This is a genomic window from Immundisolibacter sp., assembly GCF_050250495.1.
In the GTDB taxonomy this organism is placed as follows: Bacteria; Pseudomonadota; Gammaproteobacteria; order Immundisolibacterales; family Immundisolibacteraceae; genus Immundisolibacter.
In genome coordinates this window covers 347,103-369,484 of sequence record NZ_JBFWOM010000001.1, presented here as the reverse complement: position 1 = coordinate 369,484, position 22,382 = coordinate 347,103, and the positions used below count along the sequence as shown (strand labels likewise).

The 22,382-nt window shown below is 69.3% G+C and carries 15 protein-coding genes; 10 read left to right on the top strand and 5 right to left on the bottom strand.

Annotated elements, in window-relative coordinates:
- Positions 1-11 precede the first annotated feature (11 nt).
- Entirely contained in the window at positions 12-1,514 is a 1,503-nt protein-coding gene (locus tag AB7F93_RS01760) for a DHA2 family efflux MFS transporter permease subunit (protein ID WP_428301158.1), read from the top strand.
- Positions 1,515-1,550: 36 nt separating this feature from the next.
- On the opposite strand, the gene AB7F93_RS01755 is transcribed toward AB7F93_RS01760, so the two are convergent.
- Positions 1,551-2,000 (bottom strand): hypothetical protein, encoded by a 450-nt coding sequence (locus tag AB7F93_RS01755; RefSeq protein WP_428301157.1) that lies wholly within the window; start codon positions 1,998-2,000, stop codon positions 1,551-1,553.
- Entirely contained in the window at positions 1,997-3,100 is a 1,104-nt protein-coding gene (locus AB7F93_RS01750; protein ID WP_428301156.1) for an HAD-IA family hydrolase, read from the bottom strand. The genes AB7F93_RS01755 and AB7F93_RS01750 overlap by 4 nt, the downstream gene beginning before the upstream one ends.
- A gap of 143 nt (positions 3,101-3,243) precedes the next feature.
- Here AB7F93_RS01750 and pepN point away from each other — a divergent pair, with 143 nt between their 5' ends.
- On the top strand, positions 3,244-5,880 hold the full coding sequence (pepN, locus tag AB7F93_RS01745) for an aminopeptidase N (RefSeq protein ID WP_428301155.1): 2,637 nt from the start codon (positions 3,244-3,246) through the stop codon (positions 5,878-5,880).
- Between the two features lie 24 nt (positions 5,881-5,904).
- Here the strand turns inward: pepN and AB7F93_RS01740 are convergent, their stop codons facing one another.
- The gene (locus tag AB7F93_RS01740) at positions 5,905-6,801 is read right to left on the bottom strand and encodes a transaldolase family protein (RefSeq protein ID WP_428301154.1); all 897 of its coding nucleotides are present in this window, start codon (positions 6,799-6,801) and stop codon (positions 5,905-5,907) included.
- Positions 6,802-6,960: 159 nt separating this feature from the next.
- Here AB7F93_RS01740 and AB7F93_RS01735 point away from each other — a divergent pair, with 159 nt between their 5' ends.
- From AB7F93_RS01735 to AB7F93_RS01715, 5 genes are all read left to right on the top strand, one after another.
- Positions 6,961-8,256, top strand: a complete 1,296-nt coding sequence (locus AB7F93_RS01735) for an aromatic ring-hydroxylating oxygenase subunit alpha (RefSeq protein WP_428301153.1) — start codon at positions 6,961-6,963, stop codon at positions 8,254-8,256.
- A 27-nt stretch (positions 8,257-8,283) separates the two neighbouring features.
- Positions 8,284-8,766, top strand: a complete 483-nt coding sequence (locus AB7F93_RS01730; protein ID WP_428301152.1) for an aromatic-ring-hydroxylating dioxygenase subunit beta — start codon at positions 8,284-8,286, stop codon at positions 8,764-8,766.
- A gap of 118 nt (positions 8,767-8,884) precedes the next feature.
- On the top strand, positions 8,885-9,796 hold the full coding sequence (locus tag AB7F93_RS01725; RefSeq protein ID WP_428301151.1) for a VOC family protein: 912 nt from the start codon (positions 8,885-8,887) through the stop codon (positions 9,794-9,796).
- A 4-nt stretch (positions 9,797-9,800) separates the two neighbouring features.
- A complete protein-coding gene (locus AB7F93_RS01720; protein ID WP_428301150.1) occupies positions 9,801-10,559 on the top strand; it encodes an SDR family NAD(P)-dependent oxidoreductase in 759 nt (252 codons plus the stop codon).
- A 124-nt stretch (positions 10,560-10,683) separates the two neighbouring features.
- Entirely contained in the window at positions 10,684-11,022 is a 339-nt protein-coding gene (locus AB7F93_RS01715; RefSeq protein WP_428301149.1) for a tryptophan synthase subunit beta, read from the top strand.
- An 85-nt stretch (positions 11,023-11,107) separates the two neighbouring features.
- Here the strand turns inward: AB7F93_RS01715 and AB7F93_RS01710 are convergent, their stop codons facing one another.
- On the bottom strand, positions 11,108-13,051 hold the full coding sequence (locus AB7F93_RS01710; protein WP_428301148.1) for a bifunctional diguanylate cyclase/phosphodiesterase: 1,944 nt from the start codon (positions 13,049-13,051) through the stop codon (positions 11,108-11,110).
- A complete protein-coding gene (locus tag AB7F93_RS01705; RefSeq protein ID WP_428301147.1) occupies positions 13,048-13,770 on the bottom strand; it encodes a transglutaminase-like cysteine peptidase in 723 nt (240 codons plus the stop codon). Before AB7F93_RS01705 ends, AB7F93_RS01710 begins: the two co-directional genes overlap by 4 nt.
- Positions 13,771-13,981: 211 nt before the next feature.
- Between AB7F93_RS01705 and AB7F93_RS01700 the strand changes: the two genes are divergently transcribed.
- The 3 genes from AB7F93_RS01700 to AB7F93_RS01690 all read left to right on the top strand — a co-directional run bounded on the left by AB7F93_RS01700 (position 13,982) and on the right by AB7F93_RS01690 (position 22,299).
- On the top strand, positions 13,982-16,156 hold the full coding sequence (locus AB7F93_RS01700) for a type I secretion system permease/ATPase (protein WP_428301146.1): 2,175 nt from the start codon (positions 13,982-13,984) through the stop codon (positions 16,154-16,156).
- Positions 16,153-17,529, top strand: coding sequence for an HlyD family type I secretion periplasmic adaptor subunit (locus AB7F93_RS01695; protein ID WP_428301145.1), 1,377 nt, complete (start codon positions 16,153-16,155; stop codon positions 17,527-17,529). The genes AB7F93_RS01700 and AB7F93_RS01695 overlap by 4 nt, the downstream gene beginning before the upstream one ends.
- A gap of 150 nt (positions 17,530-17,679) precedes the next feature.
- Positions 17,680-22,299, top strand: coding sequence for a retention module-containing protein (locus tag AB7F93_RS01690; protein ID WP_428301144.1), 4,620 nt, complete (start codon positions 17,680-17,682; stop codon positions 22,297-22,299).
- Positions 22,300-22,382: the final 83 nt, after the last annotated feature.

The following is a 22,382-nucleotide window of genomic DNA, read 5'->3' as shown; positions in this document are numbered from 1 at the left end:
CCGCGGCGCCGATGCCGAGGGGCCAGCTGGCGCTGATGACGGCCGGCCTGGGGCTCGGCACGTTTCTGGTGTCGCTCGATTTCGCGGTGGCCAATGTGGCCATTCCCAACATCTCGGGCGATCTGGCGGTCAGCCCCAGTCAGGGCACCTGGGCCATCACCTCCTTCACGGCTGCCAATGCCATCGCGCTGCCGCTGACCGGCTGGCTGTCGCGCCGGTTCGGTGAGGTGCGCCTGTTCGTCGGCGCCGGGCTGCTGTTCACGCTGTTCTCGCTGCTGTGCGGGTTAGCGCCGAATCTGGAAACGCTGGTGATCATGCGCATCCTGCAGGGCGTGGTGTCCGGGCCCATGCTGCCGTTGTCGCAGGCCCTGCTGCTGCGCCACTTTCCCGCCCACCTGAAGGGCATGGCCATGGCCGTGGTGTCGATGACGGTGACGATCGCGCCGCTGACCGGCCCCATCATCGGCGGTGCCATCACCGATAACTGGTCGTGGCCGTGGATTTTCTACATCAACCTGCCGCTGGGCCTGTTGGCGGCAGGGCTGGTGTGGGCCACTTTGCGCGAGCGCGAGACCGAGCGTGCCGAACTGCCGATCGATCTGGTCGGCGTCGGTCTGCTGGTGGTGTGGGTGACGGCGCTGCAGGTGCTGCTCGACAAGGGCCAGGAGATCGACTGGTTCGCCTCGCCGCTCGGCCTCACGCTCGGCATCGTGGCGGCGCTGGCGCTGATCGTGTTCGTGATCTGGGAGCTCGGCGATCGCCACCCGGTGGTGGATCTCAGCCTGTACCGGGACCGCAACTTCTTCATCGGCGCCATGGCGACGTCGCTGCCGTGGGCGGTCCTGTTTGCCGGGTTGGTGGTGTTCCCGCTGTGGTTGCAGACCAACATGGGCTACACGCCCACCTGGGCTGGTGTGGCGACGGCGGCGTTCGGCGTGTTCATCATGTTGCTGACACCCATCGTCGGGCGTCTGCTGGGCCGCTTCAATTTGAAGTACCTGCTCACGGCGAGTTTCTTTTTCCTGTGGCTGGGCACCTGGCTGGCCAGTCGCATGAACACCGAAGCCAGCATCTGGCATGCCGCGTTGCCGCGCCTGGTGCAGGGAGCGGGGCTCGGCATGTTCTTCGTGCCCCTGCTGACCATTGCGCTGTCCAACATGCCGCCGCAGCGCCTGGCCGCCGCGACCGGCGTGTTCTATTTCACGCGCACGCTCGCCGGCAGCATCGGGGTGTCGCTCGGCATCACCGTGTGGGACCGGCGCGAGACGCTGCACCACGCGCGTCTGGCGGAGGTCTTTGGCCCCGATACGCTGGCCCGGTTGTGGGCCTACGGCGGCGAGCGTGTGGCTGACGCGCTGCCGGCGCAATACGCGCTGGCCGAGCGACTGCTGGCGCGTCAGGCCAACATGCTGGGCGCCAATGATCTGTTCTACGCGAGCTGTTGGCTGCTGCCGCCGCTGCTGGCGCTGGTGTGGCTGGCCCGGCCGCCGTTCATCGCCGGCGGCGGGCGTTAGCGAGGCGTTATCCGGGTGCGTCCAGGGGCCGACCGGCTAGCCCCGGCGCACGGTCACGGTGTGCCCGTCCGCCTTGAACTCCAGCGTGGCCGTAATGCCGGCATTTTCGGTCAGCGCCCGCCAGAAGCCGCGGTTCAGGTCGTGCAGCGCCGCCGCCGGCATCTGCCAGTGCGCGAGCTGCCCGGCGGCGGCCGACTCCAGTGCTGACATGTCAAAACGCACCGAGTCGGCGTCGACGCTCACCCGCAGCGCGGCGCCAAAGCCGTAGGTCACCTGGTAGTGCTCGTAAAAGATGCGCGCGATGCGGTCGAGGTCGCCGCACAGGCGCGCCCAGTTGATGCCCTGTTCCATCATCATCCGAAAGCCGAACTGCTCGGCGTTGATGCCGAGTCCGCAGGCGACCTTCATGCCGCCGATCAGCGTGCCCTGGCACTCCTGCAGGCGCAGGCGCGCAAGGTCGTCGGTGCTCAGCTCGGGCAGGTTCATGGCCACGGTTCCTCCAGGGTGAGATAGCGCACGTCGAGGCGCGCGCCGTCGCTGAGTACCCAGCCGCTGCGCAGCGGCATGGGGCAGATCAGTTCGAGCTTGTCGTCCGGGTACCCGGTCACCTGCGGCCACAGCAGCAGGGCCGGCGTGCGCATGAAGCGATGCGACAGCTCGACCGCGTGCAGCAGGGCAGGGCAGTAGTCGCCGCGCGCGGGCAACTCGAAACGGCGAAGGCGCGGGTCGTGGCGCTGGCGGGCGACCTGCGCCGCCGCCTGCGGGGTGAGTGTCAGGTTGACCGTGCCGGGAAAGAACGGCCGGCCCAGCGCGAGCGCGATGGCCTCCCGCACCCACGGAATGTCGAGGAAGCCACCGGCCTCGCCGAGCCCCTGGGCCAGCGTGCCGCTCACTATCGGCACCGCGGGCGAGTCGGGCGCGGCGGGCTGCGGCGCCGCCAGGTGCCCCGGCAGTTCGGACAGCGAGTCCAGCACCGCGTGCGGCCGGTGCGGCAGCAGGTCCTCGCGCAGCGCGGCGCCGGTGGTGATGCCGAACGCCCGCACGCCCGCACCGTGCGCGGCCTGGATGTCGATCGGGTTGTCGCCGACGTAGATCGCCGCCGTCGGGGGCAGGCCCAGGAGGTTCAAGGCGAGCTCGATGCCGCTTGGCGAGGGCTTGCGGGCCGGTGCTTCCTCGCGCGTGATGACCACGTCGATTGCCGGGCAGCCCGGCGTGTCGGTGAGCCGGCTGACCACAAAGTGATTGGAGTCGGTGACGATGCCCAGTCGCCAGCCGGCGCCGGACAGGTGGCGCAGCACGGCGAGCGTGTCGTGGAACAGCCGCGCCTCCTCGGCGAACACGTCCTGCCACAGCGCCATGCTGGCGGCGGTCAGTTCGCGGCGCCGTGCGTCCGGGTCCGGCACCGGCCCCAGCAGGGCCTCGATGGGCGAGCGGCCGAGCGTCATCACCTCGCGGATATAGCCCGGTGCCGGTTGCGGCCAGCCGAGCTCGCGGCAGGCGCGGCGGGTGATGGCGAGGAAGGCCGGAATCGAATCGAGCAGCGTGCCGTCGAGGTCGAACAGCGCGGCGCGGGTGGCTTCGGGCATGGATACCGGCGGGTTGGGTAGACGTGCCGCGCAGATTACCTGCGTGCAGGTCACGGCGGCGAGTGGCGTGACCCGGCCGCGGCGGTTGCCGCTACCGCAGGTGCTGCCGACAATGCCTGCACACTATCCCCCGAGAGTGCCCCATGCGTGACGCCGCCCCCCGCGCCATTGAACTGAAGAGCTACCGCCCGCCGGAATTCCTCGTCGAGCGCGTGCAGCTCGACTTCGACCTGGCCCCCGCCAGCACACGCGTGCGCTGCACGCTCGACCTGCGCCGCAACCCGGCCGGCCGGCGCGACGCGCCGCTGGTGCTGGACGGCCAGCAGCTCACGCTGCGCCGCGTCAGCCGCGACGGCTACGTGATGCGCCCGAGCGAGTACGAGGTGTCCGCCGACGCGCTCACCATCCCGGGTCTGCCGGACCGCGTGACCATCGAAACCGAGGTGGACATCGACCCGTCCGCCAACGCGGCGCTGGAGGGGCTCTACACCTCGCGCGGCATGCTGTGCACGCAGTGCGAGGCGGAGGGCTTTCGGCGCATCACCTACTACCCGGACCGCCCGGACGTGCTGGCGCCGTTCACCACCACGCTGCGGGCGGACCGGGCGGCGTTCCCGCTGCTGTTGAGCAACGGCAACCGCGTGGCCGCGGGCGAGCTGCCGGACGGCCGCCACTTCGCCACCTTCGAGGATCCCTTCCGCAAGCCGGCGTATCTGTTTGCGCTGGTGGCGGGGCAGCTCGACGCACTCGCCGACACCTTCGTCACCGCCAGCGGCCGCACGGTGCAGCTTTTCATCCACACCGAGCCGCAGTACGTCACCCAGTGCGGGCACGCCATGGCGGCGCTGAAAAAATCCATGGCCTGGGACGAGCGCGTCTACGGCCGTGAGTACGACCTCGACGTGTTCCACATCGTGGCGGTGGACGACTTCAACATGGGGGCCATGGAGAACAAGGGCCTCAACGTCTTCAACGCCAAGTACGTGATGGCGGATGCGGAGCGCGCCACCGACCTCGACTACCAGTACATCGAGTCGATCATCGCGCACGAGTACTTCCACAACTGGACCGGCAATCGCATCACCTGCCGCGACTGGTTCCAGCTGTCGCTGAAGGAGGGGCTCACGGTATTCCGCGACCAACAGTTCTCGGCCGACATGGGCTCGGCGGCGGTAAAGCGCATCGCCGACGTGCGGAACCTGCGCACGGTGCAATTCGCGGAGGACGGCGGCCCGCTGGCGCACCCGGTGCGGCCGGAGTCGTACATCGAGATCAACAACTTCTACACCAGCACCGTGTACCAGAAGGGCGCCGAGGTGGTGCGCATGCTGCACACCATGCTCGGCGAGGCCGCCTTCCGGCGCGGCATGGACCTGTACTTCGAGCGCCACGACGGGCAGGCGGTGACGGTCGAGGATTTCGTCGCCGCACTCGCGGATGGCAGCGGCAAGGATCTGGCGCCCTTCATGGACTGGTACCGGCAGGCCGGCACGCCGCAGCTCACGGTCGAGCGCCGGCACGACCCCGCCGCGCGTCGCTATCACCTGACCCTGCGCCAGCACACGGCGCCGACGCCGGGTCAGCCCGACAAGAAGCCGCTGCCGATACCGGTCGCGCTCGGCCTTTTGGGTGCGGACGGCCAGGAATTGCCGCTGCGGCTCGAAGAAGAGGCGGCTGCGACCGGTACCAGCCGCGTGGTGCTGCTGGAGCACGCCGAGCAGACCTTTACTTTCGAGGACATCGCCGCGCCGCCGGTGCCGTCGCTGCCGCGCGGCTTCTCCGCGCCGGTGCGCTTGAATGTCGACCTTACCGACGCCGAACTCGCGCACCTGCTGGCGCACGATCCGGACCCGTTCGCCCGCTATGAGGCGAGCCAGCAGCTTTACTTGCGCCTGATCCGCCGTCTGCTGGCGGCACACGCAGCCGGCGCGGCGTTCGAACTCGACGCGAGCCTGCTCGAAGCCGCCCGGCGCTGCCTGACGGACACTGCGCTCGATCCCGCACTGGTGGCAGAGCTGCTCACGCTGCCCTCGGAAACCTTCATTGCTGGAGAGGTCGAGCCGATCGACCCGCAGGCCATTCACGAGGTGCGCCTTTTCATGCGCCGCGCGCTGGCCGAGCGTCTGCGGCAGGAACTGCTGGCGCGCTACGAGGCACTGGCGCCGAGCGGTTCGTACCGTTTCGAGGCGACCGACGTCGGCCGTCGCAGCCTGCGTAACGCGTGTCTGGGGTATCTGGCCGAGCTCGACGATGTCGGCCCGGCTCTGTGCCGGGCGCAGTTCGACGCCGCCGACAACATGACCGACAGCGCCGCCGCGCTCGCGCTGCTGGCGCAGCTCGACGTGCCCGAGCGTGCGCAGGCGCTGGATGCTTTCTACCGCCGCTGGCAGGGCGACGCCATCGTGCTCGACCGCTGGCTGTCCGTGCAGGCCATGTCGCGCCGTGCCGCGGCGCTCGACGACGTGAAGGCGCTGCTTACGCACCCGGCCTACGCACCGCGGAACCCGAACCGCGTGCGGGCGCTGGTCGGCGCCTTCGTCAACAGCAACCCGGCGCGCTTTCACGCCGCGGATGGCGCGGGCTACGCCTTCCTGGCCGAGCAGGTGCTGGCCATCGACGGCTTCAACCCCATGCTGGCGGCGCGGCTGGCGCAGGCGCTCGCCCGCTGGCGGCGCTACGAGCCCGGCCGGCAGGCGCTGATGCGTGGGGAACTCGAACGCCTGGCCGCGGCCAGGCTGTCCAAGGATCTTTACGAGGTGGTCAGCAAGGCGCTCGCCTGAGCAGGCGCCGCTGCCTGCGGCGTCTCAGCCCCCGCTGAACACCGCGGCATCCGCGACGAACGCCTGCATGCCAAGGTCGGTCAGTGGGTGGTCGGCCACGCCGGCCAGGATCGGTGCCGGCACGGTCAGGATGTCGGCCCCGGCAAGCAGCATTTCGGACAACTGCGCCGGGTTGCGGATGCTGGCGGCCAGCACTTCCGTGCCGATGTCGTAGTGCGCGAAGGTGGTGACGATTTCCTGCACCAGGCGGGAGCCCGCGTCGTGCAGCGGGCCGCCGCAGGCCACGTACTCGGTGTTGTGGTGGCGCTGCGGGTTGCTGGCCTGATAGAGCGAATTGCCGGGCAGGCCGTCGGCGTCGTCGTGCCTGGCGAGGTAGTCCGCCACGCGACCCAGGAACGGGCTCACGCAGCTCGCGCCGGCGTTGGCCGCCCAGAACGCCTGCGTGGTGTTGAACACCAGCGTGGCGTTGGTGTGGATGCCCTGCTCCCACAGCGCGCGGATTACCTTCAGACCGGTGAACGGGTCGGCGTGCGCATCGATTGCGCGGTAGCCGCCGACCGGCACCTTGATGACGGCGTTGCTGCCGAGCGCGGCCAGTTCCTGCGCCTGCACCAGCATGGCGTCGTGGCTGAGTTCGGTCAGCTCCAGACTCACCGGGTTCGGCGCCAGCAAATTCAGGATGTCCGTCAGCATGGCCTTGGCCTGCGCCCACGAGCTGGCGCCCGCCCGTTTCACCAGCGTCGGGTTGGTGGTCACGCCGGTGATGATGCCGGCCCGGTACAGCGGTTCGATGTCGCCGATGTCGGCGCTGTCGGCAAAGATGCGCGGCGCGCGGCTGGCGGGGTGGCGCGGGTCGCGGATGGGCGGCAGACCGCGGCGACGTTGCTGGATGGCGGGGCCGAAGGCGGCGGGCTTGAACATGGCGGTTCCGGTAGTCGAGGCCGCTCGATTCTAGCAACGGCAAGCGGCTTGCCCGGCGTCAAGCGCACGGTCGCTCCCCTTTTTGCAAGCGCCTTGTAACGCGTAAAGTTAACGCCCGTTCGGCCAGCGCCGACCCCGTTCCCCGCTTCGGAGAGCCCCATGAACAAACCCGTCGAACCCGGCCTGGGCGGCACGCATTTCATCCGTATCGACCCGCAGCGCAGCGAGTTTCTGGTGCCGCGCTGGGCGTTTACCGATCCGGCGGTGCTGGACAAGGAGCGGGCGGAGATCTTCGGCCGCTGCTGGATTTACGCCGGCCACGCCTCGGAAATCCCCAAATCCGGCGATTTCGTGGCGCGCAAGGTGGGTGGCCGGCAGTTGTTCCTGTGGCGGGGCGAGGACGGCGCGGTCAAGGTGTACTTCAACACCTGCACCCACCGCGGCGCCATGGTGTGCCGCGAGAAGCAGGGCAACGCCAAGCGCCTGACCTGCCCGTACCACGGCTGGACCTTCGACACCCAGGGCGGCATGGTCGAGCAGCCGGGCGCGAGCGGCTTTCCGGAGGGGTTCTTCGACAACGGCGCCAAGGACCTGGTGTCGCCGGCGCAGGTGGACGTCTACCGCGACTTCATCTTCGTGAACTTCGACCCGGCCGCGGGCGACCTGAAAACCTACCTCGCCGGCGCCGCCGAGTATCTCGACCTGGTCGCCGACCAGGGCGCGCAGGGCATGGAGGTGACGCCGGGCGAGCAGGTGTACTCCATGCGCGCCAACTGGAAGCTGCTGTACGAGAACAGCGCCGACGGTTACCACGCCATCACCGCGCACGCGTCCTACTTCGACTACCTGCGCGCCACGGTGGGCGTGTTCCGCGAGGACTTCAACCCGCACGACGTTGGTGGCGGCGGCAAGAGCCTCGGCAACGGCCACGCGGTCATCGAATACCAGGCGCCGTGGGGCCGGCCGGTGGCGCAATGGGTGCCGCAGTGGGGCGAGTCCGGCAAGCAGGAAATCGCGCGCGTCCGGGCCGAACTGTCGGCGCGTCTTGGCGACAAGCGCGCCGACCGCATCGCCAACTGGAACCGCAACATCCTGATTTTTCCGAACCTCATCATCAACGACATCATGGGTCTGACGGTGCGCACCTTCCAGCCGGTGACGCCGGGGTATCTGGAGGTGAACGCGGTGTCGCTGGCGCCGCGCGGCGAGCACGCCCAGATGCGCGCCTGGCGGCAGTACAACTTCAACGAGTTCCTCGGCCCGGCCGGCTTCGCCACGCCGGACGACGTGGAAATGCTCGAGCTGTGCCAGCAGGCCTACCAGAACATGCCGGAAGTCGGCTGGAACGACATTTCCAAGGGCATGAACCGGCCGGACAACAACCAGGGCGACGACGAGGTGCAGATGCGCTCGTTCTGGATTCGCTGGGACGAGCTGATGGGCGCGAAGGGTTAAGCGTTACTCAAACCAAGGAACACAACGATGGCACTGCTGACCCGGGCCGAGGTGGAGGATTTTCTCTACCACGAGGCGGCCCTGCTGGATGACTGGAAGACGATGGAATGGTCCGGGCTGTTCACCGAGGACGGCGAGTACCTGGTGCCGCCGACGGACCTGCCGGACGCGGACAAGAACGCGGCGCTGTTCATCATCAACGACGACCACCACCGCCTGGTGCAGCGCGCCAAGCGCCTGACGCGGCGCACCGCGCACGTGGAATTCCCGCACTCGAAGGTGCGCCACACCATCCACAACGTGCGCATCCTGGAGCAGGACGAGGCCGGTGTGACCGTGGCCAGCAACCAGGTGGTCTACCGCGCCAAGCGGCAGAACCTAGACACGTTCGTGTGCCACACCGTGCACAGGCTGGTGCGCACGCCCGCCGGCCTGCGTATCAAGAGCAAGCGCGTGATGCTGGACATCGACGGCCTGCGCCCGCACGGCATGGTGAGCGCGATTCTTTGAATCGCTTCGCCCGTCGCGGCACACGTCCGCGACGGGCTCCACCGATCACGCGCGAAAGCGCCTGATCCGTGAGCAAGCCAGCCCTGGCCTGCGCCGCCGTAATCTCAAGGAGAAACCCATGTTCCGCTACAAGAAACTCGGCTACGTCGCGCTCAACGTGAGCGATCTCGCCCGGTCGGTGCCGTTCTACCGCGACCTGGTCGGCCTGCAACTGAACGAGCAGGTGGACGGCGGCCCGGCGTTCTTCGCCTGCAGCGCAGATCACCACAACGTCGTGCTCTACGAGGGCGGCGAGGTGGGCCTCAAGCGCGTCGGCTGGGAAATGGAGCAGCCGGAGGAACTCGACGCGCTCTATGAGCACCTGCAAGCGGCCGGCCTCAAGCCCGCGTACCTGTCGCCCGAGGAATGCCGGGCGCTGCGCCAGCGGCGCACGCTGCGCATCCGCGAGCCGTTCAGCGGGCTCACGTTCGAGTTTTATGAAGGCCAGCTCGAACGCGGCAGCACCTACACGCCCACCGTCACCAAGATCGCGCGCCTCGGGCACGTGGTGCTGAACGTCGACCGCTGGCCGGAAGCGGTCAAGTTCTTCAAGGAGACGCTCAACTTCCGCATCTCGGACTACGTGGACGGCTTCATCGCCTTCATGCGCTGCTTCCCGAACCCGTACCACCACTCGCTCGGCGTCGGCAACGCCGCCGCCACGCGCAAGGAGCCGGGCCTGAACCACGTCAACTTCATGGTGACCGACATCGACGACATCGGCTGCGCGCTCACGCGCGTCAAGCGCCACGACGTGCCGATCGTCTACGGCCCGGGCCGCCACCCGCCGTCCGGCAGCATCTTCCTGTACTTCCTCGACCCGGACGGCATGACCGTCGAATACAGCTACGGCATGGAAGAGTTCCCCGAGGAGCGCCCGCGCAAGGCGCGCGTGCTGGAGGCGCGGCCGGATTCGCTCGACTACTGGGGCAACGTGCCGGACCCGCGGTTTGCCTCCACCGGCCGCTTCGAGCCGGCCGCGGAGGGCTGAGCGCATGAGTCTCCACAAGGACCGCGCCGCCATCGTCACCGGCGCCGCCAGGGGCATCGGCCGCGCCATCGCGCGCGAGCTGGCGCGCGAGGGCGCCGACCTGCTGCTGGCCGACATGGACGGCGACACGCTGCGCGCCACCGCCGCGGCCATCGGCGCCGAGTACGGCGTGCGCACCGCCTGCCATGTGGCGGACCTGGCCACCGAGGCCGCCAACCAGGCCATGACGGACGCCGCGCTCGCCGCCTTCGGGCGCATCGACATCCTGGTCAACAACGCCGGCGGCGGCGTGATCAAGCCGTTCCTGGAACACACGCCCGAAACGCTGCACACCACCATCGACCGCAACCTGTGGACCGTGCTGTGGGCGAGCCGCGTGGTGCTGCCGGTGATGCTGCGCCAGGGCTACGGGCGGATGGTGAACATCGGCGCCGATTCCGTGCGCAACGGCCTGTGGGAGCACGCGGCGTACAACGCCGCCAAGGGCGGCGTGCACGGCCTCACCACGGGTCTCGCGCGCGAGTTCGCGGCGCAGGACATCACCTTCAACACCGTCGCGCCATGCGCCGTGCGCACCGAGCAGGTGGACGAGCTGGTCAAGGCTTACCCGCAGGCGTTCGAGAAGTTCGTCGGCGTCATCCCCAAGGGCCGGCCGGGCGAAATGACGGAGGTCGCCGCCGTGGTGAGCTTCCTGGCTTCCCAGCAGGCGTCGTTCGTCACCGGCCAGGTGATCAGCGTGAACGGCGGCAGCACGATGCTGTGACCGCAGGTCGCGGGGTCCGGGCCGTGGGCGCGGCGGGAATCAAGGAACTGCCGGGCCTGGTCGATACCGGGACAGCCCGAGCCCGGCCGCACCATGATGATGGCCACCAACCCTGGGATCCGAAATGTTCTACGTGCAGCGTGGTGCCGACGGCAAGGTGAGCGGCGTGTCGGCCGAGCCGCCGGCGAGCGGCGAGCCGCCGCTGCCGGCCAACCATCCGGACGTGCTCGAATTCCTGTTGCGCCACGGCGATCAGGAAACGACGGCCGCGGCGCTTGCCGCCACCGACACGAACCTCGCGCGGGTGGTGGAGGATCTGGTATCGCTGCTGGCCGACCGCGGCGTGATCCTGTTTACCGACTTGCCGGATCAGGCGCAGCGCAAGTTGCTGTTGCGCGGGCGCTTGCGCTCGCGCCTGGGCGATGGCAACCCGCTGGTGGACGGCGAGGACGCGATTCTCTAGCGGGCCGTCGCAGGAACTTTTCAACCGCCTGTCTGGGCCTCACGGCGCCGCGCGGACGCCCGGTCGCGGCGCGTTCGCCGTCGGCTCAAAGCGGCTGCGGCGTGGCCAGGTGATAGCCCTGCGCGCCGTCCAGGCGCAGCTCCGCCACCGCGGCCAGTTGCGCGGCGTTCTCCACGCCCTCGGCGATGATCAGGCAATCGAGGCCGTGGGCGATTTCGCGCAGCGTGCCGATGAAGTGCCGGCTGTCCGGTTCGCCCGCCAGGGCCTGGATGTAGCGCCCGTCGACCTTGATGTACGCGAGCTTCAGGCCGGCGAGATAACCCAGCGGGTTGAAGCCGCGCCCGAAATGGTCAAGTCCCAGCCCGCAACCGCGCGCGGCAAGGCCGCCGGCCAGCGCACGCAGGGCCGGCGTGTCGCTGGATGCGCCGTATTCCGGCAGCTCGAAGGCGAGCCTGGGCGCGACCGGCGCGTGCTGGTCGAGCTGCGCCAGCAGCCAGGCGAGGAACTGCGGGTCGGCGAGTGACCCGGGGCTCAGGTTCACCGCCAGCGGTCCGCTGCCGGGCGACAGGGCAAGCCACGCGAGCACGGCGCTGATGACGGCGCGGTCGACCGCCGGCGCGAGGCCAAGGCGCTCGGCCATCGGCATGAATCCGCCAGCCGGCAGCAGGCCCTCGTCGGTCGGCAGGCGCAGCAGCACTTCGTGGTGGAGCACCGCCGTGTGGTCGTGCGGGCGCAGCACCGGTTGCGCGTACAGCTCGATTCGGTCGCTGGCCAGCGCGTCGGTGATCAGCGCGCGCCAGGCGGACGCCGGCCGCGCTGGCCGGGTGACATCGCCGCGCGCCAGTTGCCAGGTGTTGCCGGACGTGGCCTGTGCGGCGCGCAGCGCTGCGTCGGCGCGGCTGAGCAGCGTGGCAGCGGTGTCGGCCGGGGCACGGCGCGCCATGCCGATATGGCCGACGTCGGCGTCCGGGGCAACGCCGCTTTCGTAGAGGCGCGCCAGGGCTTCGCCGAGTGCGGCGCCGAGGCTCGTGACCTCGTCGTCATCGCTCGCAGGCACCAGCAGGCCGAAGTCCGCCCCGGTCAGCCGTGCCAGGCAATGTGGGCGGAAGGCGCCGGCGGCGTCGCCGAGCGCGCTGGCTGCCTTGCGCAGCAGTTCGTCGCCAGCGGCGTAGCCGTGCGTTTCGTTCACGTGCCGCAGGTGCCGCAGCTGCACCAGTACCAGCAGACCCTCGAAATGCGCCTCGTGGGACTCCAGCAGGTGGGCGAGGTCGCGCTCGAACAGCGCGCGGTTGCCGACACCTGTCACCGGGTCCCTGAACGCCTGCTCGCGCAGGCGCTCGCCCAGCGCGATCTGCTCGTCGAGCATCTGGCGCACCTTGCGCGACATGTGGTTCATCGCCTCGACCACGCGGCGCAGCTCGCGCGTGCGCGGCAGCCGCTTCTGGACCGGGAACTCGCGGTTGGCGATGGCGGCGGCCTGCGCCTCCGTGGCGCGCAACGGGCGCAGCAGCACGTGCACGCCGAGTGCCGCGAGCCCGGCCGCCACGGCGGCGATCAGCGCGAAAAGGCCGGCGGAGTCGCGGGCGGTACGCCACAGTTCAAGGTAGGCATAGCCGGGGTTGCTGGTCACCGTTATCGTGCCGAGCCGGCGCCAGCCGGACATCAGCAGCGCCTCGCCGCGCGGCGCGTGCAGCGGCAGCAGGCGCACGAACCAGGCCGGCACGTCGTCAAAGCGCGCCGCCTGCTCGCGCTGGGCCAGCGTGCGGCCTGCGGTATCGACGACCTTGACGGTGCGGTAGTAGCCGCTGTCGGACAGCGCGTCGACCATGGCCTCGATGGTCGCCTGATCGCCCTGCGCGGCGCTGCTCGACAGCGACAGGCCAAGCGACGTGGCAGCATCCTGCGCATGTGAGCGCAGCTGAGCATTGAGGTAGCTGCGCGTGTGGGCAACGCCGATGGCAAGACTGCCGACGAGCACCACCGACAGCAGCGCGAGGATGGCGATCAGCAGTTGCCGCAGCAGGGTCATCGCAGGGTCTCGGTGGGCGGCGCGGGCGCCGGCGCGTCCAGGCGCGCGATAAGGTCTTGCCAAAGGCCGAGGCGTTCGGCGCCGCCGACGCGTTTGCCGCGCCCGCGCGCGCGGGACAGCCACAGCCCCTGACCGTTGAAACTGTACACGGGGACCAGATCGTCGCGCGATGAGCCCGGCAGGACCTCGACGACCAGGTTGTCGAGCACCAGCGGGTCAGCCGCCGGGTGGGCGTAGTAGGCAAGCACCATGTGCGCCTGGTTCAGGCGAACGGCCTTGACGTAGGTGATCTGCAGCCGGCTCTCCGGCACTCCGAGCTCCAGCAGCGTGAAATACTTGGCAATGGCAAAGTCTTCACAGTCGCCACCATCGGAGCCCAGAAACTCGACCGGCGTCGCCCAGTAATCGCGCCTGTGCCAGTGCGTGGCGTCGTCGACGAATTGCAGCTGGTTGAAGAAATCATTGACCGCGGCGAGTTTGCCCGTCACGGGCAGATCGCGTTCGCGGGCGATCAAGTCGCGCCAGGCGAGCACGCGCGCCGCGCCCGCCGGCCCGAAGCGCGCCTCGACTGCCTGCACGGTGCCGGTGTCGAAGGTCGGCCGATTGGCCGCCGCCGGCGCCAGCAGCAGCCCCAGCAGCGCGCCGAGCCAGCGCCTGCGCGTGAATCGCCGTCGACGCTCGCTGCGCGGCCAGCCGATGGCGTCGGGGGGCAGCGACACGAAATAAATCCTGCCCGCAGGGTCAAGGGCTTGGATGAGGCAGCCGACAATAGGCTGCCAGCGACGCGTTGGTCACGGATCGGGGTGCAAGGTGTCGCGGATACGGCATGGCCCGGGGTCCAGATGGGCGCAGCGCGCCGCGGTGATCAGGTTTCATCAAGGGTTTCGCTAGCGCGTCTTCGGTTGGTCTTGCAGGAATCTTGAGCGTTTCATGGACAACACTGCCCGCAAGGACACGAGCTGGTCGCTCGCCGCTACGGACGCCCACCGGGCCGACGATCCGTTGCTCGATTGCCTGGTTTTTCTCGCCCGGCTGCACCAGCGGCCCAAGTCCGCGCAGGCGCTGACCGCCGGTCTGCCGCTGCAGGACGGGCAGTTGATGCCGGCGCTGTTCGTGCGCGCCGCCGAGCGGGCCGGGCTGAACGCGCGCCTGGTGCGCCGGCCGCTGGAGCGCATCACCGGCGCCGTGCTGCCGGTGGTCGCGCTGCTGCACGATCGGCGCGCCGTGGTGGTGCTGGCCTGGGAGGACGACGGCAGCGCGCGGGTCGTCGACCCGGACTGCGCCATGGGCGAGGCGGTGTGGCCACGCGCCGCGCTGCTGGACGCTTACGCCGGCAGCGTGCTGCTGCTGCGCCCGACGCCGCTCTATGACGCCCGCAGCGCCGAGCACGGCCCGCTGCACTCCGGGCACTGGTTCTGGGGCACGCTGCGCAAGCTGTGGCCGGTGTACGGCGAGGTGCTGCTGGCGGCGTTTCTGGTGAACGTGTTCGCGCTCGCCATGCCGCTGTTCACCATGAACGTCTACAACCGCGTGGTGCCGAACCGCGCGGTCGAGACGCTGTGGGTGCTCGCCATCGGCGTGGCGGTGGTGTCGCTGTTCGATCTCCTGATGCGGTCCCTGCGCGCGTATTTCCTGGACGTGGCCGGCAAGAAATTCGACGTTGCGCTGTCGGCGCGGCTATTCGAGCAGGTGATGGGCCTGCGCATGGAGGTGAAGCCGCGCTCGGTCGGCGCGTTCGCCAACCAGCTCGGCGAGTTCGAGAGCTTTCGCGAGTTCATCACGTCCGCCACGTTGACCACGGTCATCGACCTGCCGTTCGCGCTGCTGTTTCTGGGGATGATTGCCTGGCTCGGCGGGCCGCTGGTGGCGGTGCCGCTGGCGCTGATGCCGCTGGTGGTGCTGTACGGCTGGTGGGCGCAGCGGCGCCTGCGTGGGCTGGTGCAGCAGGCGCTGCGCCTTGGCGCGCAAAAGCAGGCCGCCGTGGTCGAGACACTGACCGCTTACGAGACCGTGCGCAGCATTGGCGCCGCGGGCCCCATCCAGCGCCGCTGGGAGCAGACTATCGGTGCCCTGGCGCGCGTGGGCATGCGCTCGCGCTCGCTGTCGTCGTCGGTGGTCAACGCGGCGGGGCTCGCCGTGCAACTGTGCTCGCTCGGCATCCTGGTGTACGGCGTGCACCGGGTTATCGCGGGCGATCTGAGCGTCGGCGCGCTGATCGCGTGCGTGATGCTGGCCGGCCGGGCGCTGTCGCCGCTGGCACAGGTCGCGGGCCTGCTGGTGCGCTTCGATCAGTCGGTGGCGGCGCTGCGGTCGGTGGACCAGATCATGCAGCTGCCGGTGGAGCGGCCTGCGGAACGCAATTTCCTGCACCGGCCGGCGCTCGGCGGCGCCATCGAATTCAGCAATGTCAGTTTCGCTTACCCCGATCAGCAGGTGCCGGCGCTCGACAACGTGTCGCTGCGCATTGCGCCGGGTGAGCGGGTGGCCGTGATCGGCCGCATCGGTTCGGGCAAGAGCACGCTGGAGAAGCTGATCCTGGGCCTGTATCAGCCGACCGCGGGCGCGGTGCTGCTGGACGGCATCGATCTGCGCCAGGTGGACCCGGCCGACGTGCGCCGCAACATCGGCTATGTGCCGCAGGACGTGACGCTGTTCTTCGGCAGCCTGCGCGACAACATCGCGCTCGCGGCGCCGCAGGCCGACGACGAGAGCATCCTGCGCGCGGCGGAACTCGCCGGCGTGATGAGCTTCGCGGCGCGCCACCCGGCGGGGCTCGAAATGCCGGTCGGCGAGCGCGGCGAGGGGCTGTCCGGCGGCCAGCGGCAGGCGGTCGCGATCGCCCGCGGGCTGCTGCTGGACGCGCCGGTGCTGATCATGGACGAGCCGACCAATGCCATGGACAACTCCACCGAGGAGCAGTTCAAGAACCGCCTCGCCTCGGTGCTGGACGGGCGCACCCTGCTGCTGGTGACGCACCGCGCCTCGTTGCTGTCGCTGGTCACGCGCGTGATCGTGATGGACGGCGGGCGCGTGGTCGCCGACGGTCCCCGCGACCAGGTGCTGGAAGCCCTGCGCGGCGGGCGTCTTGCCGGACGCGCGTCATGAATTACCTGAAACGCCGCTGGGCGGAACTGCGCCTGCTGTGGCGCGACATCGACCGCGACGACCTCGACTACATGGCCGACACCACGGCCGTGGATCTCGACCCGGCGCACCCGGCCGGGCACCTCATTCTGGTTACGGTGGCGGTGCTGCTGGTGGTGGCGCTGGTGTGGGCCGCCCTGGCGCGGGTGGACGAGGTGACGCAGGCCGACGGGCAGATCATCCCGTCGAGCCAGATTCAGGTGGTGCAGAACCTCGAAGGCGGCATCGTGCAGGAAATCCTGGTCAAGGAAGGCGACGTGGTCGACAAGGACCAGATCCTGCTGCGCATTGATCCCACGCGGTTCGCCAGTTCCTACCAGGAAGGGCGCCTCAAGTACCTCGCGCTACAGGCGCAGGTGGCGCGCCTCGGCGCCGAGTCGCAGGGCCAGGCGCTGGACCTGCCGCCGGAAGTCGTCAAGGAGGCCCCGCCGCTCGCCGAGGACGCCCGGCGCCTGTTCGAGACGCGCCAGCAGGAGCTTGCCTCGTCGGTGCAGATCCTCACCGAGCAGCGCGACCAGCGCCAGCAGGAGGTGTTCGAGCTGCAATCGCGTGCCGGCCAGCTTGCCCGCAGCTACGAGCTGCTGCGCGAGGAGCACGACCGCACCGCGCCGCTGGCCGACGAGGGCGTCATCTCGCACGTGGAGCTGCTGCGCCTGCAGCGGCAGGTCAACGAGACGCGCGGCGACCTCGAAGGCGTGCGCCTGCGCCTGCCGGCGGCGCGCTCGGCGCTTGAGGAAGCGCGCGGCAAGATCGAGGAGGCGCGCATCAAGTTCCGCACCGAGGCGCAGGGCCAGCTCAACGAGGCCAAGGCCGAACTCGCCGCCATGGCCGAGAACAACACCGCGGCGCTGGACCGCGTGACGCGCACCGCCGTGCGCTCGCCCATGCGCGGCACGGTCAAGCGCCTGAAGGTCACCACCGTGGGCGGCGTGGTGCAGCCCGGCATGGACCTGGTGGAGGTGGTGCCGCTCGATGACACGCTGCTGGTCGAGGCCCGCGTCAAGCCGCAGGACATCGCCTTTCTGCACCCGGGGCAGACGGCCATGGTCAAGTTGACCGCCTACGATTCGACGATCTACGGCGCGCTCGAAGCGACGCTGGAACACATCAGCGCCGACTCCATCACCCAGAAGGACGAGAACGGCGGCGAGCGCAGCTTCTTCCTGATCCGCGTGCGCACGCGCGATCACGGCTACATCAAGGACGGTCGGTCGCTGCCGATAATTCCGGGTATGACCGCCACCGTGGACGTCCTGACCGGCCGCAAGAGCGTGCTGCACTACCTGCTGCGGCCGATCGTACAAGCGCAGGAACGCGCGCTGCGCGAGCGGTAAACGCGCCGTGCGTTGCCCCGCCAATGCTGTACCTAAAGCCAATGCCGCGCGTGCACCGCTCGATACCATTGGTACTGAAACGACCCACAAGCCGCGTTCTGACGCCGTCGGGCCGCGGTCGACTCGCTCAGCCTCACCCTGAGAATCAACATGGCAGCGCAGCAAATCGGCATCGTCAGCATCGTCGTCGGGCACGTCGTCGCGGTCAACGCCGACGGTGTCGAGCGGGTGCTGGCGGTGGGTGATGTCGTCTACGCCGACGAAGTCATCCGCACCGCCGACGCGGCCGCGATCACCATCGAGTTCAACGGCGGCGGCTGGTTTGATCTCGGCGGCAACGCCCAGGCAGTGCTCGATGCCGACCTCACCGCGCAGGCCAAGCAGGGCAGCGTGGCCGACGAACCCGTCGCCGCGACCGAGTCCGTGGAAGACCTCCAGGCCGCCATCGAAGCCGGCGCCGACCCCACCGCCGTGCTGCCGCCAACCGCGGCCGGCCCGGCCGGTGGCGGGGCGGGCGAGGGTGGTCACAGCTTCGTCGCGCTCGACCACAACTTCGTGGCCGTCAACCCCGAGGCCGGCATACCGACCAGCGCCGAACCGCTGCTGTTCGAGAACGCCATCGACATCATCCTGCCGGCCGATCGGGAAGACGCGGGCGTGGCGATCGTCGGCCTCACCGCGGAGGGCGGTGACGCGGTCGTGTTCGAAAAGTTCCTGCCCGGAGGCAGCGCGGCCGAGGAGGGCGCGCCGACCGGCGCCGGCAGCTTCACGTTGCTCGCCCCCGACGGGCTCGGCAGCCTCACGATCAATGGCGTGCTGGTTATCGACGCCGGTGGTCTTACCGGCACCACGGTGACAACACCGCTTGGTAATGCCTTGATGGTGACGGGCTACGACGCCCTGAGCGGCGAAGTCAGCTACGCCTACACGCTGCTCGATAACGAGACCCACCCCACAGGCGCAGGCGCCAACGACCTGCTCGATTCGATGTCGGTCGTGCTCGTGGACAGCGACGGCGACAGCGTCACCGAGAGCTTGTCGATCCGCGTCGTCGACGACGTGCCGGCAGCGCGTAATGACGCCGACAGCGTCACGAAAGATGATTTTCTGGGTGAGGAGAGCGGCCCGCTGGTGGCGGACGGCAACGTGCGCAGCGGCGTGGGCGGCGGCGACGCCAACGCGACCGACGGCGTGGCCGACACGGCCGGCGCGGACGGCGTGGGCGCGATCACCTGGACGGGCGCGGTGGGCAGCACCGTGGCGGGCAGCTACGGCACCCTGACGGTGGGTGCGGGTGGCGCCTACAGCTACGTGCTCGACAACAGCCTGGCGGCGGTGCAGGCGCTGGATGCCGGCCAGAGCCTGACCGAGACGTTTGGCTACACCCTGACCGACGGCGACGGCGACCCGTCGTCGGCGACCCTGACGGTGACCATCAACGGCGCCAACGACGGCCCGCGGATCGAGGTCGACAGTGGCAACCCCGGCGGTGCCAACGACACCGTCTACGAAGCGGGCCTGGCGTCGGGCTCGGGCGTCGGTCCGACCACCGTCACCGTGGGCGGCACCTTTACGCTGTCCGACCCGGACGGCCTGTCGGACATCGAGTCGGTGACCCTCAACGGCACCGTGATTGCCATTGCCGACCTGGGCACTGGCAACAGCATCGTGGGCGCGCACGGCACCCTGACGGTGACCGGCTACGACCCGGCGACCGGTGTCGCGACCTACAGCTACACCCTGAGCGGTGCGACCGTGGACGGGTCGGGCATCGAAAGCGACGTGTTTACGCTCACCACCAGCGACGGCACGGTCAGCTCGGCGCCGGCGACCGTCACCATCGAGATCGTGGACGACCTGCCGGTGGCGCGTGCGGACGTGGACAGCGTGACCGAGGACGGAGCGCTGGTGGCGGACGGCAACGTGCGCAGCGGCGTGGGCGGCGGCGACGCCAACGCGACCGACGGCGTGGCCGACACGGCCGGCGCGGACGGCGTGGGCGCGATCACCTGGACGGGCGCGGTGGGCAGCACCGTGGCGGGCAGCTACGGCACCCTGACGGTGGGTGCGGGTGGCGCCTACAGCTACGTGCTCGACAACAGCCTGGCGGCGGTGCAGGCGCTGGATGCCGGCCAGAGCCTGACCGAGACGTTTGGCTACACCCTGACCGACGGCGACGGCGACCCGTCGTCGGCGACCCTGACGGTGACCATCAACGGCGCCAACGACGGCGTGACCATCACGGGTATCGGGAGCGCCGCAGGCGACAGAACTGTCAATGAGAACGACTTGCCCGGTGGTACCAGTCCGGACAACGCCGCGTTGACTCAATCCGGCACGTTCAGCATTCAGGCGCTCGACGGCATCGCGGCTGTCACGGTGGGCGGCACGGTGCTTACGCTGGCGCAGCTGCAGGGGCTAGGCAGCAGTCCGGTGACTGTCGAGACGCCGTACGGATCGTTGACGCTGACCGGCTTCAGCGGCACGGCGGCTGGCGGCTCGGTGAGCTACCGCTACACGCTTGACACCACAGTCGACAACGACAGCCAGCCCGGCGCGAACACGACCCAGTATCTGGAGAGCGTGGCGGTCAGTGTGACGGACGAGGACGGCAGCGCGGCCAGCTCTGCGGTGACGATTCGTATCGTCGATGATGCGCCGCTGGTCTCCGGGGCGCAGTCGGCTGCCACGGTGGACGAAGACGGGCTCGGCTGTGGCATCGCCGGCGGCGTCGGCGATGTGCCTGGCACGGCGACCGTGGCCTCGGGCAACGTGCTTGGCCTGTTCGCGTCCGGCGCCGATGCGCCGCTCAGCTACAGCCTGGCCGGTAATACGGTGGAGCAACTGGCGGCCCTTGCCCTGAAGTCCGGAGGCGTCAGCCTGGCCTACAGCGTGTCGGGTGACACGGTGACGGCCACCAGGGGTGCTGGCGGCGCCAGTGTCTTTACCTTCGAGCTTACGGCGGGTGGGACGTATACCTTCACGCTGACGGGTCCGTTGGATCACGCAACAGGCAACGCCGAGAACGATCTCACGCTCAACCTCGGCGGGCTGGTGGTAGCGACTGACGCCGACGGCGACAGCGTTGCTGCGGCTGGCAACGGGCTCATCATCACCATCGACGATGACAGCCCGGCGGCGTTTGCGCCCGACCCGGCGGCCGTGCTCGACACCAACATTGCGCCTACGCCATTCAACCTGAACCTTGCGCTCGGCGCAGATGGCCTTGGCTCGGCGGTGTTCGACATTGCCAACAACGGCATGCTGGCCCGTGATGTGGCCGGCAACCTGTTGAAGCTCGGCGGCCAGCAGCTGTACCTGTTCGGCGACGGCACCGGCACGCTGATCGGCACCACCAGCAGCACCGGTGTGGGTGGCACGGTGGCCTTCACCGTGACGCTGAATCCGCTCACCAACACGTACACCGTGGACGTGAACGGCACCATCAGCAACGGCACCGAGTTCAGCGTGTCGAACCTGACCAGCGCTGCTGCCGGCAACGTGGATTTTCGCGGCATCGGCGTCGACAGCACGGCGCAGGCGGTGGATATCCTGTTCAGCGCCCGCAGCGCGGACGGCAGCGTGGGTACGGTCAACACCAGCAACACCACCATCGGCGTCGACAGTCAGTCGATCAACGCCGGCGCGGCGGTGCGCATGGACTTTGTCACCAACCTCACGGCCGGCGTGGGTGGCAGTGGTTTCAACTACACCGGCCACCAGTCGGCCCTGTCGTTCAAGCAAGTCATCCCCCAGGTGCAGGGTGCGCAGGCCAATACGGTGTCCATCGTGGTCGCCGCGATCGTCGACACCACCAATGACCAGACCTTCCCGTCCACGCTGGCGGGCATCGGCACCGATCCCAACGAGTCACTGGCGGCGGTGACCGGTGTGACGGTGTGGGAGGGGACGACGGCGCGCGTCTTCACGGCGGATGGGACGCTTGGCGGCATCACGGTCGATTTCCGGGTCGATGGCACGGTGCTGATCGCGGGCCTGCAGGAGGGCGACAGTTACCAGATCCGGACCAGCACGCCGTTCCAGGCGGTGCTGGTCGAGGCGCCAAGTTCCAACAACAACATCAGCTTCGACCTTGGCGCGTTCAGCCTGGAGACGGTGAACGATCGCTCGCCGGTCAACCTGGCCTTCGAGGTCGACGCTGCCGACGCGGACGGAGACGCGGTGTCGGGCACGCTCAGCTTGGCCCTCCTTCCGGACCAGTGCGAAACCGTGATCGGCAACGCAACCGGCCAGACGCTCAACGGTGACGCCGACAGCAACAACCTGGCGGGCCTGGCCGGTACCGACACCGTGAACGGCAACGCCGGCAACGATTTCCTGCTGGGTGGGGCAGGCAACGACATTCTGGTCGGTGGCACCGGCAGCGATGTGCTGTACGGCCAGACCGGGTCCGACAGCCTGACGGGTGGCATAGGTGGTGCCGACACGGTGAGCGATCGGTTCGTGTTCCAGCGCGGTGACGTTGGGCACGGCGTCGACACCATCACCGATTTCAAGGTGGCGGCGCTGGGTGCCGGCGGCGACGTGCTCGACATCGGCGATCTGCTGACCGGGGCCGGCATCTCGCCGGCCACCTTCGAGGGCAGCCCGGCCAATTACCTGGTGGTGACGGCCGGGACGAACACGACCATCGCCTTTGACGCGGACGGTGCAGGCGCCGGCGCGGCGGTGCAGATCGCCACGCTGCAAAACGTCAACACGACCTTGAACACGCTGCTTGCGAACGGGCAAATCGATGCGACACCGTGATTCGGCACTTGCCATCAGGTCGACGGCGCTGATCGGATCAACAGCGTCGACGGTATAGTCCGCGCCGGCGGCGTGCGCCGCCG